The 18,863-nt window shown below is 31.8% G+C and carries 12 protein-coding genes and 1 pseudogene; 10 read left to right on the top strand and 3 right to left on the bottom strand.

Annotated elements, in window-relative coordinates:
- The first annotated feature begins 88 nt into the window (after positions 1-88).
- Positions 89-1,229, top strand: a pseudogene (locus tag LQ688_RS09875) (IS3 family transposase).
- Positions 1,230-1,466: 237 nt separating this feature from the next.
- On the opposite strand, the gene LQ688_RS09870 reads toward LQ688_RS09875, so the two are convergent.
- Both LQ688_RS09870 and LQ688_RS09865 read right to left on the bottom strand, forming a co-directional pair.
- Positions 1,467-4,562, bottom strand: a complete 3,096-nt coding sequence (locus LQ688_RS09870; RefSeq protein WP_239732595.1) for a YhgE/Pip domain-containing protein — start codon at positions 4,560-4,562, stop codon at positions 1,467-1,469.
- A gap of 274 nt (positions 4,563-4,836) precedes the next feature.
- Complete coding sequence (locus LQ688_RS09865) at positions 4,837-6,303, bottom strand: aldehyde dehydrogenase family protein (protein WP_182093624.1); 1,467 nt, start codon at positions 6,301-6,303, stop codon at positions 4,837-4,839.
- Between the two features lie 282 nt (positions 6,304-6,585).
- On the opposite strand from LQ688_RS09865, the gene LQ688_RS09860 reads away from it, so the two are divergent.
- The 6 genes from LQ688_RS09860 (at position 6,586) to LQ688_RS09835 (ending at position 14,073) form a co-directional block, all read left to right on the top strand.
- Positions 6,586-8,265, top strand: a complete 1,680-nt coding sequence (locus LQ688_RS09860) for a thiamine pyrophosphate-binding protein (protein WP_017000419.1) — start codon at positions 6,586-6,588, stop codon at positions 8,263-8,265.
- Positions 8,266-8,578: 313 nt separating this feature from the next.
- A complete protein-coding gene (locus tag LQ688_RS09855) occupies positions 8,579-9,067 on the top strand; it encodes a glycosyl-4,4'-diaponeurosporenoate acyltransferase CrtO family protein (protein WP_017000418.1) in 489 nt (162 codons plus the stop codon).
- A complete protein-coding gene (locus LQ688_RS09850; protein ID WP_064204709.1) occupies positions 9,060-10,553 on the top strand; it encodes a phytoene desaturase family protein in 1,494 nt (497 codons plus the stop codon). Before LQ688_RS09855 ends, LQ688_RS09850 begins: the two co-directional genes overlap by 8 nt.
- Positions 10,554-11,699 carry a glycosyltransferase family 2 protein gene (locus LQ688_RS09845; protein WP_017000417.1) on the top strand — a complete coding sequence of 382 codons (1,146 nt, stop codon included), beginning with the start codon at positions 10,554-10,556 and terminating at the stop codon, positions 11,697-11,699. It begins immediately after the preceding gene.
- Positions 11,696-12,571, top strand: a complete 876-nt coding sequence (locus LQ688_RS09840; RefSeq protein ID WP_182093622.1) for a phytoene/squalene synthase family protein — start codon at positions 11,696-11,698, stop codon at positions 12,569-12,571. The genes LQ688_RS09845 and LQ688_RS09840 overlap by 4 nt, the downstream gene beginning before the upstream one ends.
- On the top strand, positions 12,568-14,073 hold the full coding sequence (locus LQ688_RS09835; RefSeq protein ID WP_064204711.1) for a phytoene desaturase family protein: 1,506 nt from the start codon (positions 12,568-12,570) through the stop codon (positions 14,071-14,073). The genes LQ688_RS09840 and LQ688_RS09835 overlap by 4 nt, the downstream gene beginning before the upstream one ends.
- 105 nt (positions 14,074-14,178) lie before the next feature.
- Here the strand turns inward: LQ688_RS09835 and LQ688_RS09830 are convergent, their stop codons facing one another.
- A complete protein-coding gene (locus tag LQ688_RS09830; RefSeq protein WP_082894593.1) occupies positions 14,179-15,096 on the bottom strand; it encodes a DMT family transporter in 918 nt (305 codons plus the stop codon).
- Positions 15,097-15,308: 212 nt separating this feature from the next.
- Between LQ688_RS09830 and LQ688_RS09825 the strand changes: the two genes are divergently transcribed.
- From LQ688_RS09825 to LQ688_RS09815, 3 genes are all read left to right on the top strand, one after another.
- Complete coding sequence (locus tag LQ688_RS09825) at positions 15,309-16,193, top strand: 5'-nucleotidase, lipoprotein e(P4) family (RefSeq protein WP_182093621.1); 885 nt, start codon at positions 15,309-15,311, stop codon at positions 16,191-16,193.
- Positions 16,194-16,370: 177 nt separating this feature from the next.
- Positions 16,371-17,726, top strand: a complete 1,356-nt coding sequence (locus LQ688_RS09820) for a GntT/GntP/DsdX family permease (RefSeq protein WP_017000412.1) — start codon at positions 16,371-16,373, stop codon at positions 17,724-17,726.
- A 217-nt stretch (positions 17,727-17,943) separates the two neighbouring features.
- On the top strand, positions 17,944-18,774 hold the full coding sequence (locus LQ688_RS09815; RefSeq protein ID WP_017000411.1) for an AraC family transcriptional regulator: 831 nt from the start codon (positions 17,944-17,946) through the stop codon (positions 18,772-18,774).
- Positions 18,775-18,863: the final 89 nt, after the last annotated feature.

Below are 18,863 nucleotides of genomic sequence, written 5' to 3'. Positions count from 1 at the left end.
TTTGCACTAACCCCAGAATGTGGGAGTAAAATAAAAACACTTTCGTTGAATTCATATTAAAATGAATTTATACGGAGGTGTTTTTTCTATGAAAAGAGTAGCATATTCAGTTGAAATAAAATATAAAGTAGTAGAAATGAAACTTAAAGGATATAGTACAAGAGAAATTATGGATACTTTAAACATTAAAAATAAGTCCCAAGTTGATCAGTGGTGGAAATGGTATAGAAATGGTGAAACACATAGGTTCAATCAACAAGTAGGAAAACAATATTCCTACGGAAAAGGTATCGAAGAGTTAAGTACTGTTGAAACACTTAAAATTGAGTTGAAACGCAAAGAAGTAGAGAATAAAATTTTAAAAAAGTACAAAGAATTGGAAAGGAAGTGGTCCCAGAAGTAGTTGTCGAGTTAGTAAATGAATTGAAATCTAAATATACAGTGAAACTCATTTTAGAAGTTTTAGATATTCCAAAATCTAATTATTACAGATGGAAAAACAAAGATTTCAGTATATCTGAGGATGAAAATGAAATTATAGAACTATGTAAGAAGCATCGTTTTACATATGGCTATAGAAAAATAACTGGCTTGTTAAATAGAAAAAATAATAAAACAATTAATCACAAGAAAGTACAAAGAATTATGCAAAAACATAATTTAAATTGTAAAGTACGCGTGAAGAAATCGAAAAGACCAGGGAATCCATATTATAAGACACATAATCTATTGAATAGAAATTTTAAAGCAGAGAAACCTTTAGAAGTACTTTTAACAGATATCACTTATATACCCTTCGGGAATACAATGTTGTATCTTTCATCTATCATGGATGCTTACAATGGTGAAATTGTGGCATATAAAATTGGTAAAAACCAAAATCAAGAACTAGTAAATGAGACATTAAAACAACTTCAATTGGAACCAGGGACTATATTACATAGTGATCAAGGAAGTGTGTATACCTCTTATGAATACTATGCCCTATGTACAGAAAAAACATTACCAGAAGCATGTCCCGTAAGGGAACGCCAGCTGATAATGCCCCAATAGAATGTTTTCATGGCTCTCTAAAGAGTGAAACATTCTACTTAAACAGTGAGCTTAGAAACTCTAATACCATTGTAATAGATATTGTAGAAAATTACATTGAAAACTATAATAAAGTTAGAATTCAACAAATACTCGGCTACTTATCCCCTATAGAATATAGGGAATTAGCAGCCTAGAAAATAGTGTTTTTATTGAGTTCCCTTAGTAAGGGTGCAGTGTCATATTAGAAAGTAGCTGTTTTTTTAATGGTTTTAGAAAGTGCTGACGCCCGGGGGAATAGTATGAGTGAGAGACTACAGGCTCGAACCATACCCCTAGGCAAGCATGCACTTTCAAGATTAATATTATAAATAAAATCGCCCAATCCAGTAGTTAATTTCTACGGATTGGGCGACTAATTTTGCTACATGAAGTTATTCCATTAAATAACTATCTTCAGCGCGTTTACTTGTTTTGTTTTTCCATGGATCCAGTATCGGTTTAACGATAAATCCTATTGTGAATATAACGACTCCAAATAATACTAGGAATATTATATTATAAATTAAAATTTCTGGTACTACACCACCAACCGCTTCTCTTAATGCATCTACAGCATAAGTAAATGGTAAGAATGGGTGTATTGCCTGGAAGAATTTTGGTGTAACTTGTATAGGGAATGTTCCACCGCCTCCTGCAATTTGTAATACCATTATAACGATTGCTAAAGCTTTACCAACGTTACCGAATAGAGATACTAATGTATATACTATGCTGATAAATACTATCGAAACGAGTACAGATAGTAATATAAATAATAGTCTATTATCAATAGCAGCGCCTAAGATAAACATATCTCCTAGTGACACGATGATTGATTGCATAACACCTATAATTATGAATATAAAGCTCTTTCCAACGAATGTTTGTCTTAATGAATACTTATTCTTAATTTCTGGATTTTTAATGTCTGTCGTTAATAAGTTAGATAATAGTAAAGCGCCTACCCAAATAGCTAAAGATGTATAGAAAGGTGTACTAGCTGTTCCGTAGTTAGGAACACTAAATAACGATTCTTCTTTTAATTCTATTGGATGTGCGATAATATCTGCTTGTTTCTTCAAATCATTTTTTAATAATTTTATAAGTTCATGAACAGTATCATCTTCATCTATTTCTCTAACTTTGTTTGCAGCTTTTTTAATATCTTTTTCAATACCTGGTAAATCATTTCGTGCAAATTCTGCTAAGTCATGAATTTCTTTTTGTGCTTCTGGCAAGTTGTCATCTACTAATTGAACAGCGCGATCGTATTTATCAATCATTGCTGGTAAATCATTATTTGAAAACTGTGCTAAATTTTCTACTTCTGATTGAACGTTTGGCAGTTCATTTTCAACGTAATAAGCACCTTTACCTACTTGTTCTTTAAATTTAGGGAAGTTTGTCTGTGCAACTTCATTAATGTTATTAAACTTTCTTTCAAGTTCTGGCAATTCATTATTAATGCTTACTAATAAATCGTGCCCATTTTGTAATGAGCTTTTTCCAGTTTGAATGACATTTTCTATCATGTTCATTGAACTTCTGATAGTCGAGATATCGTCGATACCTTTATTTAACGCTTGATTAATTTGATTGACGCCTTCCATTAAGGTAGTTTTAAAATCACTGCTCGTATATTTCATTAAATTATCTAAAGATAGTAAATTAGAATCTATTAATTTATCTAATGCCAATACTTCTTCTTTTCCAGATTTACCGTCATTTAAAGCGTTAATAAGGTTGCTTTGGCCATTAATTACACTTTGTAAATCTTTGTTAGCTGATTCAAATTGTGAAATTGCTTTTGAAGTATCAATACCTTCAGATTTCTTAAGTTCATTTAAAATATCAATCATTGAATTATTAAATTCTACACCTTGTTTTAATCGTGATTGATTATTTTTCACAGTATCTGCAAGTTGTTTGCTGTCTTGACTCATCAATATACTTTGATTGATTGACTGCATACTTTCTAAATCTTTTTTATTCATTGTTGCTTGTTCATTGCTGTAGTCTGCTAGCGCTGTTAATGATTCGCTAAGTGCTGATTTCATTTCTTTTAATTCTTGATCATTTAATACTTCTTTAGAAGATTGATTGTTGTCTGGATTGTCTTCTTTATTAGCGTTTTCTCCATCTTCATCGTAAGCTTGTTGAGTTGTTACGATATCATTTCCATTTTCATTCTCTTCAGTTGATTCTGTTTCTTCTTTTGAAGCATCTGATTTTTCTTTATTATTTTCTTGCTCCTCAGCACTTTGATCAGTATTATTATCTTCTTCGCTTTGTTCTTCTGATTGCTCTTTAGGTTGTTCTTCAGTTTTATTTTCTTCTTTTTCTTTATTATTATCTTGTTGCTCTTTATTTTGATTATCTTTAGGTTCTTCTTTATTTGAATCTGATTGTTCTTTGTTATCTTTATTATCTTTGTCTTCTTCTGATTTCAATTTTTCGTTAGCTTTTTCAGTTTTTTCCTGAGCTTTTTTAGCATCTGCTTCATACTTATCCAATTTATTATTTAATTCAGGCAAGTATTGTTCTGCTTTATTGATAGCCGTTAATGCTTTTTCAGATGCTTCAATACCTTGAGGAACACCTTTATTTATTTTAGGAAATTGCTCTTGTACTTTATTAGCTTTTGCTAATGCACTTTCAATTTCAGGCATTTTAGCATTAAGCGCAGTAATTAATTTAGCAGCTTGGTTAATCTCACCCATTTTACTGTTTACTTCATTAATCTTGTCTACACCTTCATTAATATCTCCTTTGTAATTACCTAGCGCTTCGAATTCATCTTTATAATGAGTGATGTCATCTTGATGTTCGTCAATTTCTATTACCTTTTCTTTAAATTCTTCTATTTTAGGAAGATTATCTTCAGCGGTAAATACAGCATTTTTAATTTTACTCATAGTAGGTAATTCATTTTCAATGTCTAAACCGACTTGATTCGCTTCTTTTAATAATGCTTGCGTAGCATTCTCGCCAAATTCTTTATTTAAAGAATCTACAATTGAAGATGCACCAGCGTTTGTCATTTTAGGTGCAATAGCATTTAATTTCTCGTTTACTTTGTAATCGATGACTGCTTTCTTTGGTTTTTTATTATATATACTTGTGACTTCTTCAGAAAAAGTCTTATGCAAATATATAGAAGCATAATAATCACCTTTTTCGACACCATTGTCAGCCTTTTTACGATTTACAAATTCCCATCCGAACTTATCGTTTTTCTTTAATTGTTTAACTAATTGGTCACCTACGTTAATATCTTTCCCTTCAACTTTGGCACCTTTATCCTCGTTTACGACCGCAATTTTAATACCTTCAGTATTGTTGTAAGGGTCCCATGTAGAACTTAAATTAAACCAAGCATAGAATGATGGCAAAATTGAAAGCCCTAATAATAATATAATTACAAACGGCACACGTCTTATATTTTTAATGTCTTCTATAAAAATTTCAAATGGTTTTTTCAAAAGCACAACTCCTTATCTATTAGTACATGCCATGTACTATAATAATCAATACCGTTATCATAACCCATGTTCAAAATCAATTCAATAATATTTTTACTATATCACTATATTTATTTGGTATTATATAGCTCTAAAAGTGATAGTAATAGGTATATCAGTATATTAAAATAGAATATCTTTCTATTTTATATTTGCGATTTTTAATAGAAAAAGCCCTTTTCAAAGAATTAAGTTTTAATGTCTACTTTGAAAGAGGCTATTTGAAATTGTATTTTATTAATTACTCGCTAAACCAATTTATTTTATTTAATTGCTTACTAATATTGATTTGTTTTACTTCTTGGAAAGATTCTAAACCGTAAGTACCTAACCCTCGGCCTATACCAGAATGTTTATAGCCACCCCAAGGATTTTCATTGAAAGCAGTATGGTAATCATTAACCCACGTGATACCTGCTTTTACTTTACGAATAACACGAAGGGCGCGCTCTTGATCGTCTGTGAACACAGCGCCTGCTAATCCGTATTTTGTATTATTGGCAAGTTGTATTGCTTCAGCTTCAGTTTTGAATTTTTGGAATACAGCGACCGGTCCGAAAATTTCTTCTTGGACTATACGCATTTCTGGTGTAGTATCACCAAATGCTGTAGGAGCGATGAAGTATCCATTTTGATGTTCACCTTCTGTTAATGGATAACCTCCACATAATAGTTTGGCACCTTCATTTTGTCCGATATTAATATAATTTAATATCTTTTCATATTGATCTTTATTAGTAATTGCACCCATTTCTGAATTTTCATCCATACCTGGTCCTACTTTAATTTTGCTTGCGCGCTCAGTAAACTTTTCTACGAATACATCATAAATATTTTCATGTAATAAAATACGTGAACCTGATGTACATACTTGTCCAGCACCCATATAAATACCGTATAGCGCTATATCTACCGCTGCATCAATATTTGTATCTTCAAATATGATATTAGGTGATTTACCACCAAGTTCTAAAGATACATTTTTAAGTGTAGTTGTAGCGTTTCTCATAATATGTTGGCCAGTCTTTGTGCTTCCAGTAAATGAAATCATATCCACATCATCATTAGATGTCATTTCATCTCCTATAATTGCGCCATCGCCCATAATCAAGTTTGCAACACCTTCCGGTAGACTAACCGATTCAAATATTTCAAATAAACGATGTAATGTCATTGGTGTGCTTTCTGCTGGCTTTACGACAATCGTATTACCTGCTGCGAGTGCAGGAGCGATTTTCCAAACAGCCATTAAAAGAGGGAAGTTCCAAGGCACAATTAAACTCACTACTCCAATAGGTTCGTGAACAATGAAGCTTTCTGTTTCGTCATTATCAATTGTTTGTTCCTGTGTTTCATTCTGAATTAATTCACTATAATATCTAAAGCAACTTGCTGAATCTTGGACATCATAACGGGATTCTGCTAAAGTTTTTCCATTATTTAAAGTTTCTATTTTAGCAAGTTCATCTTCATGCGCTTCAATTTGATCGGCAATTTTTTCTAAATAATTTGCGCGTGTCTCCACATCTAACTCCGACCAATTTGAAGAATCAAACGCTTGCCTTGCAGCTTTAATCCCATCTTTCGCATCTTGACGTTTCCCTTCTGTAACTTGTGCAAGTACTTCACTTGTCGCTGGATTTATAATTTCTCTAGTTTTTAAACTATCTCGCCAAATTCCATCTATATACATTTGTAATCGTCCCATATTTGCAACCTCCCAAAATGTTGTTCACTATAATACTAGATAAAATTAGTTTTTTTAGCAAATTGCACAAAATCACATATAAGTTCAAAATACTGATATATCTGTGAAATGAGTTGAGTGAAATGAGTTGATATAATACATTTTAAAAATATTATTTGTATAATGCTACAAAAATAAAAGTATGGAAAGTTGAATTAATAATAAACAGTGTTACCATAATATAGTCAGTTCGATTACTAGCTTTTAGATTTTATTAATTATTTTATAAAAGGGGTTATTAATATGAATAATAAAATTGATTATACAGTTGCAAATGTCATAGTAGATAAATTAACAGAGGCAGATGTCGATACAATTTTTGGGATTGTAAGTATACATAATATGCCGATTTATAATGCGATTGCCCAAGACGGGCGCATTAAGCTTGTTACAGCGCGTGGTGAAAGTGGTGCTGTAAATATGGCAGATGGTTATGCACGTACGAGTGGAAAAATGGGTGTAGTGCTTACAAGTACTGGTGCAGGTGCTGGAAATGGTGCGGGCTCTTTAACAGAATCTTGGAATGCAGAAACACCGCTTTTACATATTACGGGTGAGATTGATTCAAACTATATCGGTAAACATAAGCGTTACATTCATGAATGTAAAGATGAGTTAGGCATGATGGAAGCTGCAAGTAAAGCTGCTTATCAATTAGATTCACCATATCAAATTCATGACTTTATGTCTCATGCTATAAAAGAAGCACAAAATACCCCAACGGGACCAATTACAGCAATTATTCCTACGAATTTACAACATGTGAAACTGCCGAAGCATGAAGTAATAGAAACAGCTACTCAAGTTGAACAACAAGATATTGTGATACCTGAAGAAGTTATAGAAACGATTGTAAATGCGAAAAAACCAATCATTTGGGTAGGTGGCGGTGTAATTAAAGCAGGTGCGACAGACGCTTTACAACACCTTGTAAATAAATTGCAGGCCGCAGTGATTACGAGCGAATCAGGTAAAGGTGCATATCCAGAAACTTCAGATCTATGTTTAGCAAATAATTCAGTACATCCTGAAGTTACGAAATTATTGAAAGAATCAGATGTTTTAATTACAATCGGAACGCATTTGCGTGGTGAAGATACGCTGAATTGGGAGCTCGAATTACCGCAAACACATATTGATATTAATTCAAACCCAGAACACATCAATAAGAACTATATTGCATCTAAATCAATCATTGGGGATGCAAACACAGTTTTAGAATCATTAAATCATGCACTTAAATCAAAGCATGTACAAATTGATGAAAGTTATGTTAAACAAATTGCTAATATTAAAGCTCAGATGTATAAAGCATTAAGCGATGATGTTTCACCTTACAACCAAATTGCTGAAAGTATGAATCAACTGCTAGCAGAAGATGATGTAGTCGTAAGAGATGTCACTGTGCCAGCATACTGGTGGGGCAATCATTTAATTCAATTTACGAAACCTCGCACATCAATTTATACAGTAGGCGGTGGTATTGGACAAGGCTTGCCATTAGCTATCGGTGCACAAATGGGCACAAAACAACGTCGCGTAGTTAATATGGCTGGTGACGGAGGATTTATGGTCAATGCTGGAGAATTAGCTACACTTGCTGAACAAGATTTACCAGTTATCACTTTGCTATTTAAAGATGGTGGCTACGGTATTTTACGTTATTTACAAAGTGCAGCTTATGATTATAACGAAGGTGTGGACCTTCATACACCAGACTTTAAAATGCTAAGTGAGTCTGTAGGTATACATGCAGAAGTAGTTGAAAATATAGACGAATTCCATAAAACTTTCGAGCACGCACTACAACTTAATAAACCTGCTTTTATTATTGTTGATATGGATAAAGTTGGACCTACAAATGTTCCTTATTCAGAAGATGAAGCTTATATAGAAAGCTTCCGTCCACAAGAAAAGTTCTAAAATACAAGAGTTAAAAACATCAAGCTGTTAGTTAAAAGTAACGGTTTGATGTTTTTATTTTATATAAATATTTAAAATATTTTCTATTTATAACCAATGTTTTTCAAATTATTTTTTAATTTATATTTTAAATAATAATTTTATTTAATAATAGTTTACATAAGTATATATAGGGTACTATTTAAACAAGAGATTAGAGCTCTTGCCAAGTTATTCACCATGAAAGCGAGTTAGAGGGATTAAAGTCCTGACTCGCTTTTTTTAATCACAAACGAATTTTAAATTAATATAAAACTCATTAGGAGATTAAATAATGAAAAGGCTAATACTATCCATTTCTGTGTACTGGTTTGTTGTACAAATGATTATTTCTACATTGGGTACTTTAATAGATAAACGTTACTTCGAAAAATATCATTTTTTATTTAAATCATGGCCAATAGAATCAGAAGGAAGGCTATGGGAAAAGTTATTTAAAGTGAAATCTTGGAAGAAATTACTTCCAGATGGACACAAAATGAATCACGCAATTAAAAGTAAAAAGACTATAGAAAAATTAGAATCTGAACAGTACATCAATGATTTTATTTTAGAAACGAGAAGGGCTGAATTTATACATCTGTTATCTATGTTGCCAGCTTTAGTATTCTTGAAATCATCTAGAAAAGTTAAACTTATAAATATTGTATACGCAATTGTTTCTAATGTACCTATTATCATTGTCCAACGTTATAATAGGCCGAAATTAGAAAGGTTTTATTATAAAAAGTTCGTTGAAAGAAAGGGGAAACACAATGAATAAAAATATAGTTGTCATTGGAGGTGGCTTAGGTGGTATTTCTGCTGCCATTAGAATGGCTCAAGAAGGCTATACAGTAGATTTATATGAACAAAATAATCATATTGGTGGGAAAGTAAATCGCTTAGATGTTGAAGACTTTGGATTTGATTTAGGGCCTTCTATTTTAACGATGCCTAAAATATTTAAGCGACTTTTTAATTATAGTAACCGTAATTTAGAAGATTATGTCACTATTAAAAAGCTTGATTTACAAATTAGAAATTTCTTTCCAGATGGCACGGTTTTAGATTTTTATGATCAAATAGAAGATATTTTAAAAAATAATGAAATGGTAACTGAAAAAGATGCAAAAGAACTCAACAATTTTATGAATTATGCGAAAAGCATTCATGATATTGCAGAAAAAGGCTACTTTAATGAGGGTTTAGATAGTTTAACTTCTATTGTTAAATATCATGGTCCTTTTGAAGCTTTAAAGAAATTCGATTATTTTCATACGATGCAACAAGCCATTAACAAGAGGGTTACTAATGAATATTTAAGAGAAATTCTTGGTTATTTCATTAAATATGTTGGGTCTTCTTCCTATGATGCCCCAGCAGTTTTAACACTTTTACCTCAAATGCAGTTTGAAGAAGGCTTATGGTACGTAGAAGGTGGTATTCACAAATTAGCAGATGCGATGAAACAACTTGCAGAAGAATCAGGCGTGAATATTCATTTAGGAGAGAAAGTGATTGATATGCATTTGAATGATTCTAAAGATATTGAATCTATCACTTTAGAAAACGGTCCAACAATTTATGCTGATTACTTTATTTCAAATATGGAAGTATTGCCTTTATATCAAAAATTATTAAATTTCGAACAAAACAAAATAGATAAATTAGAAAAAAAGTACGAACCTGCGAGCTCAGGTTATGTTATCCATTTAGGTGTGAATAAACTGTATCCTCAATTAAAGCATCATAACTTTTTCTTTTCATCGAATTCTAAAAGGAACTATGACGAAGTGTTTCATAAATATCAATTACCTCAAGATCCAACGATTTATGTTGTAAATCCTAATAAAACGGACGCTACTCAAGCAACTAATGGGTACGAAAATATAAAAATTTTACCGCATATACCTTATATACAAGATAAACCTTTTACTGAAGCACAATACAAAGCATTCTATGAGTTAATTCTGGATAAGTTAGAAAGTATGGGTTTAACAGATTTAAGGAAACATATCGTATATGAAGATATATGGACGCCCAATAGAATTGCTTCAACGTATGGTTCGCATAAAGGGGCTATATACGGAGTAGTATCTGATCGTAAGAAAAATAAAGGTTTTAAATTTCCTAAACATAGTAAATACGTTAATAATTTATACTTTGTTGGTGGAACAGTTAACCCTGGAGCAGGTATGCCAATGGTTACTTTAAGTGGAATGCAAGTTGCAGATATGCTGATTCAAAAGAAAGAAAGCAGTGATTAAATGATCGTAATAAACTATTTTATTTCATTAATGATTGTTATTTGGTCGATGATTAGCGGCAAGTTGATGTTCCTTTACAGAAGATTGATTGATGTTAACCAAATGACAGCAGAAACACCGCCAATTAGTATTATTATACCTGCTAGAAATGAACGATCTAATCTTCCGAAGTTATTAAAATCTATCAATGCAAACAATACAAGGACTGAAGTAATAGTCGTTGATGATGACTCTACTGATGATACTCGTGGTATCGCTGAAGCATGTGGTGCCAAGGCAATCCAAGTGAGCGGGCACTCTAAATATAAAGGTAAATCTAATGCGTGTTGGCAAGGAGCATTACAAGCTAGTCATTCATTTTTACTTTTTATAGATGCTGACGTTGAATTGACAGCAAAAGAAAGCTTATCACGTATATACGGACAATATGAGAAGCAGTCATGTAAAGGCCTATTATCTATTCAGCCATACCATATGATTAAGAATAAATATGAAAATTTATCAGCTATCTTTAATTTATTTACATTAGTCGGTATGAACGCATTTTCATATAAGCATCACAACAATAAAAATATAGGAGCTTTTGGACCAGTTGTATTTACAAATAAACAAGATTATTTAACAACTGAAGGGCATCTCAACGCACAAGGAGCTATTATAGAAGGTTTTGCGATTAGCAAAGCTTATGACAAGTTAGGCTTACCTGTGGAAATATATGAAGGAGCAAATATCGTTAACTTTAGAATGTATCCAGAAGGATTATCCAGCTTAGTCAATGGGTGGTCTAAACATTTTGCTTCAGGTTCATCTATCACGAAACGAAGTGTGATGTTTATGACGATGAGTTGGTTATTTGGATCAATTACATCTGTCTTACTCATAATATTTGGGTTAAAGAAAAGTATGAAAGCTCTGATAATATCGTTAATAATGTATGGAAGTTATGCGTTACAATTTCTAATTTTAATTAAAAGAGTAGGGAATTTTAATAAAGTAATATCACTATTACATCCTGTTTTTTCATTATGCTTTGTCATCATTCACGCAAAATCATGGATGGATATACATGTTTTTAAAACAGTTAAATGGAAAGATAGAAAAATAGATTTGAATGCTAAATTGGAATATAGAGGTGAGAAGGAATGAAACAGTTAGATAAAGACTATAATTATTGTCATAACATTATGAAGACCCACTCAAAAACTTTTTCTAATGCTTTTGATTTTTTAAAAATAGATAAAAAAAGAGCAGTTTGGACTGTTTATGCGGTTTGTCGTATCATAGACGATAGTATTGATAGAGATCAAGACTTAAATCAGTTATTAAAAATAGAGTCCGATTTAGATGCTATTTATAATGATGATTCTAAAGATTTTGAAAGTAATGTTGCTATTATGAGAGCATTTAAAGACACACTGAAATATTATGCTATACCACATCAACCTCTCTTAACATTAATCCAATATGTTAAAAATGATTTAGAATTACGTCAAATTAAGACGGAAGAACAGTTCTTTAATTATTGCTACGGTGTTGCGGGTACAGTTGGAGAACTATTGATACCTATATTAGCTTCGAAAAATCATAGTAATTATTCATCAGCAAGAGAAGCTGGTATTGATTTAGGTAAAGCAATGCAAATCACTAATATATTAAGAGATGTTGGGGAAGATTTTAAAGAAAATCGAGTTTATATAAGTGAAGAGAAGTTAAATCAATATGAAATAAAACTATCAGACATTTATCAACATGGTGTTACAAAATCCTATATCAATCTATGGGAGAGTTATGCTTATGAAGCACGTCTACTGTATGAAAAAGCTTTAAATAGAATTAAATATTTTGATGAAGATGTGCAATATATTATTGAATTGGCTGCTCGTGCTTATTTTGAAATTTTAGAAGAAGTAAGAAAATCGAATTACACTTTGCATACAAAAGTTTATGTAAATAAAGTGAGAAAGATATCAATATATAATGAAATCATGTCAAAATATAAAAGGAGGGGAACACCATGAAGATTGGAATTGTAGGTGGAGGCGTTTCAGGCTTGGCTGCTGCAGCAAGGTTATCTGCAAATGGACATCAAGTTGATCTATATGAAAAAGGGGAGCAAGTTGGTGGTAGAATGAACCAAATCAAACAAGATGGATTTACGTTTGATATGGGTCCAACTATTGTCATGATGCCTGAAATATATCGTGATGTATTCAGTTACGCAAACAGAAACATGGATGAATACTTAGAAATTAAACAGTTACCTTACATTTATGATGTTTATTTTAGTGAGGATGATAAAGTAAGAGTTCCGACGGATTTAGCTCAACTAAAAGACATGTTAGAAAGTATTGAACCTGGTTCCACACACGGCTTCATGTCTTTTCTAACTGACATATACAAAAGATACGAAATTGCTCGTAAATACTTTTTGGAGCGTGCTTTTAGAAAGCCAACAGATTTCTATAATCCATTTACTTTATACCAAGGCTCGAAATTAAAAACACTCGATACTGCTGATAAGCTTATTGCAAAATATGTAGATAATGAAAAAATTCAAAAGTTATTAGCATTTCAAACGTTGTATATTGGTATAGATCCAAAACGTAGCCCCTCTTTATATTCAATTATACCTATGATTGAGCTTATGTTTGGAGTTCACTTTATCAAAGGTGGCATGTATAGTTTTGTAAATGCACTTGAACAGTTAAATCGAGAATTAGGCACTCAAATTTATACGAATTCAAGCGTTGATGAAATCATAATTGATCAAAGGTTGAAGCGTGCGGAAGGTCTAAAAATAAATGGTAAAATTGAAAAATATGACAAAATATTATGCACGGCAGATTTTCCTTATGCTAAATCAGAATTAATAAAAAAAGAAAACCAGCCTAAAAAATATACTACTGAAAAAATTAATAATATGGAATATTCCTGTTCAGCATTTTTAATGTATTTAGGTTTAGACAAAGACTTAACAGATGAACTTTTGATACATAATATTGTTTTCTCAGAAGATTTTAGCAATAACATTGAAGAGATTTTCGAAGGGGAACTATCAGAAGATCCATCCATTTACGTATACGCTCCTAGCGTAGAAGATGAAACGTTAGCACCAGAAGGAAAAACAGGTGTATATGTATTAATGCCTGTTTCAGAATTAAAAACAGGTAAAGTCGATTGGTCAGATGAGAAATCCATCAAACACGCGAAAAATATCATTTATAAAAAGTTATCAACTGTAAAATCATTAAACAACATAGAAGAACATATAGTGACAGAAATGATATTTACGCCAGAAGATTTCAAAGATAAATACAATGCTAAATTCGGATCAGCATTTGGTTTAATGCCAACATTGGCACAAAGTAATTATTATAGACCACCCAATGTAAGTAGAGAATATGCTAACTTATACTTCGCAGGCGCAAGCGTACACCCAGGCGCTGGCGTACCAATCGTACTTACAAGCGCAAAAATTACAACCGAAGAAATGCTGAAAGATATGAAAGATGGGAAATAGGTAATGAAATAGCGTAAGCATCAAGGGTTGTGTTACGTGAGTCAACGTTGAAGTTAATTCAATAAGTAAAGGGCTAAGACATTTATTTTTGTCTTAGCCCTTATTTCATATTACTTTCTTTTTTGAGTTTTTTCGTCTTATTTTTAAGTTTAAATTACCTATGATTGCTGCTGAAGTGATAACTAATAATATACCTATAATTTGCCATATATTTAATACATCACCTAAGAAAATTACGCCAGATAGTATAGCAATAATTGGTTCCATCGTTGATAAAATGGAGGCTGTGCTTGCTTCTAGGTTTTTTAGACCAGATGTATATAATAGGTATGCTAGAACAGTAGCGATTAGTGACAATGCTATTGACGGAGTTAGTACTTCTATTTTAGTAAATTGATTGGCTTTTGTTGTGATATCACTAAAGATAAGCATGAAAATAGCAGTATATAAGAAATTATAAGTTGTGATTGTTAATGCTGAATATTTACGTGTGATAGGTTTGCTGAAAATAGTGTACAGTGCGAAACAAAACCCTGATAACAGTCCAAGTATGAGTACACTTATAGAAACTTCTATATCACCACTTGGTAAAAATCCAACAACGAAGCTACAACCAAAGACAGCTATGATTAATGCTAATATCTTTTTAATAGTAAATGCTTCTTTGAAAAATATTCTACTTAAAATCGTGACAAAAATTGGCCCTGTATATAAAAGTGTGACCGCTAAAGAAAGTGTTGATTGAGAAAAAACTTCAAAGTAAAAATAATTAAACAACGCTGTACTTAAAATACCTGCACATGCAAAGTTAATATGATCTTTTAAATTTGTTTTTAAGAGATGAGGATATCGTATCAACATAAAAATAAACAAAAACACAAATGTGAATACACCTCGAATAGCCACGACTTCCCATGCAGTAAACCCTTCTTTGTATAAAGGATTAACAAATAAGCCAATAGTTCCCCATAAACCCGCGCCACACATTGTCATGATATATGTTTGTAAATTCGTGCGCTTCACAACATAACCCCCAATCAAAGATATTAAATACAGTATAAAGGTTTCAGTGTAAAAAAACTTCTTTATATTTAAGTTCTTTAAAAAATTAAATAATTATTCATGTTAAATACCTGAAAATTATATAATTCACAATATTGTAACTATTCACATTTCGTTTAATTTGTTATATCATTTAAATTGTATTGGAAATTAAATTTTAAAGGAGTGAGCACATGAATAAGTTTTCGAAATATGTTGTAACGGCTTTATTAACGGGAGCTTTCACAGTTTCAGCACCACTCTCTACATACTCACCTGTAGCGAATGCAAGCGGATCAGGTGCACCAACGATGGAACAGGAGAAACAGCAGCAACAAACCGATCTTGGTTCTGAGAATATCATGGCTGTTTCATGGTATCAAAATTCAGTAGAAGCTAAAGCTCTATATTTACAGGGGTACAATAGTGCTAAAGTGCAACTGGATAAAGAAATTAAGAAGAATGATGGGAAAGAAAAACTTGCTATCGCACTTGATTTAGATGAAACAGTTTTAGATAATTCGCCTTATCAAGGATATGCGACATTAAACAACAAAGAGCATCCAGAAGGTTGGCATGAATGGATAGAAGCAGCAAAAGCAAAACCAGTATACGGTGCTAAATCTTTCTTAGAATATGCAGATAAAAAAGGTGTAGACATTTACTACATAACTGACAGAGATGAAGATAAAGACTTCGAAGCAACTAAAAGAAACTTAAAAGAACAAGGTATTCCACAAGCAACTGATGATCATATCATGTTAAAAGGCAAAGATGATAAGAGTAAAGAACCACGTAGAAAACAAGTGGAAAAAGATCATAAACTTGTGATGTTATTTGGAGATAACATTTTAGACTTCGGTGACCCTGAAAAACCAACTGCTAAAGAACGTGAAAAATTCATTCAAGAACATAAAGATGATTTCGGTAAGAAATACATTATATTCCCAAATCCTATGTATGGAAGCTTTGAAGCAACATTGTATAACAACAACTATGATATTAGCGACGAAGAAAAAGATCAGCTAAGAAAACAATCAATTAAACAAATTAACCCATCAACAGGTGAAGTTGAATAAAATTTAAGCAAAGTAAATGGATTATATACAGTTGAACAAGCTAAAAATTATTAAATTTTTATTTTAAGCTAGTTCCATATTAAGTATATGGGACTAGCTTATTTCTATATAAAAATAAACAATAAAAGATGGGAGAATCATTTATAAAAAGAGATAGCATAAATGAGGAGGGGTAAAATGAATGGTGATTTATGGTTGATATTAATCACAATACTAGGTATAGGATTATTACTATATTTAGTAATGGTCTCAAAAATGCAGGCGTTTGTTGCTCTTTTAATTTCTAGTATTCTTATTGGACTAGCTTCAGGTATGAACTTGAACAAAATTGTAGAAACTGTTGAAGAAGGAATGGGAGGAACATTAGGCTTTATAGCTGTAGTAGTTGGCCTCGGCGCTATGTTCGGAGAAGTATTAAAAGTCTCTGGTGGTGCAGAAAGGTTAGCTTTGACGATGGTTAATAAATTTGGAGAAAATAAAGCACAATGGGCACTAGGTATAACAGGTTTCATTGTTTCCATTCCGGTATTTTTAGATGTGGCATTAGTGATATTAATTCCTATCGTTTATAGTTTAGCCCAGAAAGCTAAAAAGCCAATTTTATTCTATGGTATCCCTTTATTAGCTGGGTTGGCAGTTACACATGCATTCGTACCTCCAACGCCTGGTCCTATAACGGTAGCAAAAATGCTAGGAGTAGATTTGGGGTGGGTTATTCTATTTGGTATTATAGCCGGTATTCCTGCTATGATTTTAGCGGGTCCTATTTTTGGAACATTTATAAGTAAAAAAGTACACTTAGATATGCCAGACATCGCTAAATTACATGGAGAAGTAAAAGATATAAAATCAGAAAAAGACTTACCTAGCTTTGCTTTAGTAGTAAGTCTAATCTTAATTCCGCTAATACTAATACTCATTAACACTGTGTCGGGGGTAGTCTTACCGGACGGTCTTGCTAAGGATATTCTAACGTTTATTGGACATCCATTTATCGCTTTAATTATTACAGTACTTTTAACATTTTGGTTATTAGGAACTAGAAGAGGTTACACTAAAAGCGATATTCAGGAGATTGCAACTAAAGCTTTAGAACCAGCCGGTATTATCATTTTAATTACTGGTGCAGGTGGAGTGTTCAAACAAACGTTAATAGACAGTGGCGTAGGTAAGGTGATGGGTGAGTTTATGGCACAATCTAACTTACCAATCGTAATGGTCGCATTTCTAATAGCGTTATTTGTTCGTGTAGCACAAGGTTCAGCAACAGTCGCAATGGTTACAGGAGCAGGATTAGTATCACCTATCATAGCCGATATGTCAGTGTCACAACCAGTATTAGGATTAATTACAATTTCTATCGCAGCAGGATCTACAGCCGTTTCACATGTGAATGACTCAGGGTTCTGGTTAGTAAATAGATTCTTCGGAATGACAGAAAAACAAACCCTTAAAACATGGACAGTTATGGAAACAATTGTAGGTTTCGTAGGATTTGCTGTTGTAATGATTTTAAGTTTGTTTATTAAATAATCAAGTTGTTAATTAAAGCTACTAGTTTATTTGAGACTAGTAGTTTTTTGTATGGTTGTGCAAGGCTAATAGGCACTTCATTTTTCTTTTGCTTTGCACAGTAAGCTAACTTAATAAAAATGGTAAAATTAGCTTAAATGAGATTTTATTTATATGTTAATAGGATATATTTAGTTGGATTATTTATAACAAAATATATTAATTTGGGGGGATGATTTTGGAAAACTTATACACACTACAGTTTTTATATATAAATAAATATAGGTTTTTACAAGGTTGGAGCGATTATGATGGTGGCGTATTATTTTCAATCATTCGTTATATTATTAAAGGTTCTGGTGAATTTACGATAAATGGTGAAAACTATCGAGTGCAAGAAGGCGATATTCTATGTATACCTCAAAATGCTACTTTAGTAAGTGAGGCTATGGACTCAAATATAGAATTTATTAGTTTAAGATTTAGAGCAGATATACATAAATATGGAGAACTACAAAAATTATTAATGATTGATCTTCCTAATCATATTCGTTTTGATGACGCCACTATAAGAAAACTTTGTGGTAATTTATTTGTAAACATGAATGATTTATTTATTAGAGATGAAGTAGGGCAGAATTATAAGCTTTTAGGACAATTATATTATTTAATTGGAACAATAAAATCACATTTGAAAGATACAGTTATAACTCAAAAGGTAGTTCCTCAATTAGAAACTAACCATAATAATGATAGAAGAATTATTCAAACTATAGAATATATAAAAAATAATTTAAGTACTGCACATCATATTGCTACATTAGCAAGTATGGTTGATTTGAGTGAATCTCAGTTTAGGTTATTATTTAAAAGTTTTACAGGTAAATCTCCTAGAACTTATATTTATGAATACAAGATGACATCAGCAGCTGAATTGTTATTACATACGAATTTGAAAATAAATGAAATTGCTCTTCAAGTAGGTTATGAAGACGCAAATTATTTTACTAGACAATTTAAATATGTCTATGGGTTATCACCAAGGGCGTATAGAAACTATAGAAACTAGCATAATAATTGGTTTATGCTAGTTTTCGTTGTTTTATGTGCTATTTTTCATATCGATAATTATATATACTATTTTGTAAGCGCTTACTA

The sequence above is a fragment of the Mammaliicoccus sp. J-M40 genome (assembly GCF_022386395.1).
In the GTDB taxonomy this organism is placed as follows: domain Bacteria; phylum Bacillota; class Bacilli; order Staphylococcales; family Staphylococcaceae; genus Mammaliicoccus; species Mammaliicoccus lentus.
Note: the sequence above shows the minus strand (reverse complement) of the source record. Positions and strands in the feature narration are given on the sequence as shown.

Bases quoted from the DNA above. Each gene is read 5' to 3' on its own strand.
- LQ688_RS09850 (WP_064204709.1), top strand. From the start codon at position 9,060: ATGAATAAAAATATAGTTGTCATTGGAGGTGGCTTAGGTGGTATTTCT.
- LQ688_RS09820 (WP_017000412.1), top strand. From the start codon at position 16,371: ATGAATGGTGATTTATGGTTGATATTAATCACAATACTAGGTATAGGA.
- LQ688_RS09840 (WP_182093622.1), top strand. From the start codon at position 11,696: ATGAAACAGTTAGATAAAGACTATAATTATTGTCATAACATTATGAAG.
- LQ688_RS09865 (WP_182093624.1), bottom strand. From the start codon at position 6,303: ATGGGACGATTACAAATGTATATAGATGGAATTTGGCGAGATAGTTTA.
- LQ688_RS09860 (WP_017000419.1), top strand. From the start codon at position 6,586: ATGAATAATAAAATTGATTATACAGTTGCAAATGTCATAGTAGATAAA.
- LQ688_RS09835 (WP_064204711.1), top strand. From the start codon at position 12,568: ATGAAGATTGGAATTGTAGGTGGAGGCGTTTCAGGCTTGGCTGCTGCA.
- LQ688_RS09825 (WP_182093621.1), top strand. From the start codon at position 15,309: ATGAATAAGTTTTCGAAATATGTTGTAACGGCTTTATTAACGGGAGCT.
- LQ688_RS09845 (WP_017000417.1), top strand. From the start codon at position 10,554: ATGATCGTAATAAACTATTTTATTTCATTAATGATTGTTATTTGGTCG.
- LQ688_RS09855 (WP_017000418.1), top strand. From the start codon at position 8,579: ATGAAAAGGCTAATACTATCCATTTCTGTGTACTGGTTTGTTGTACAA.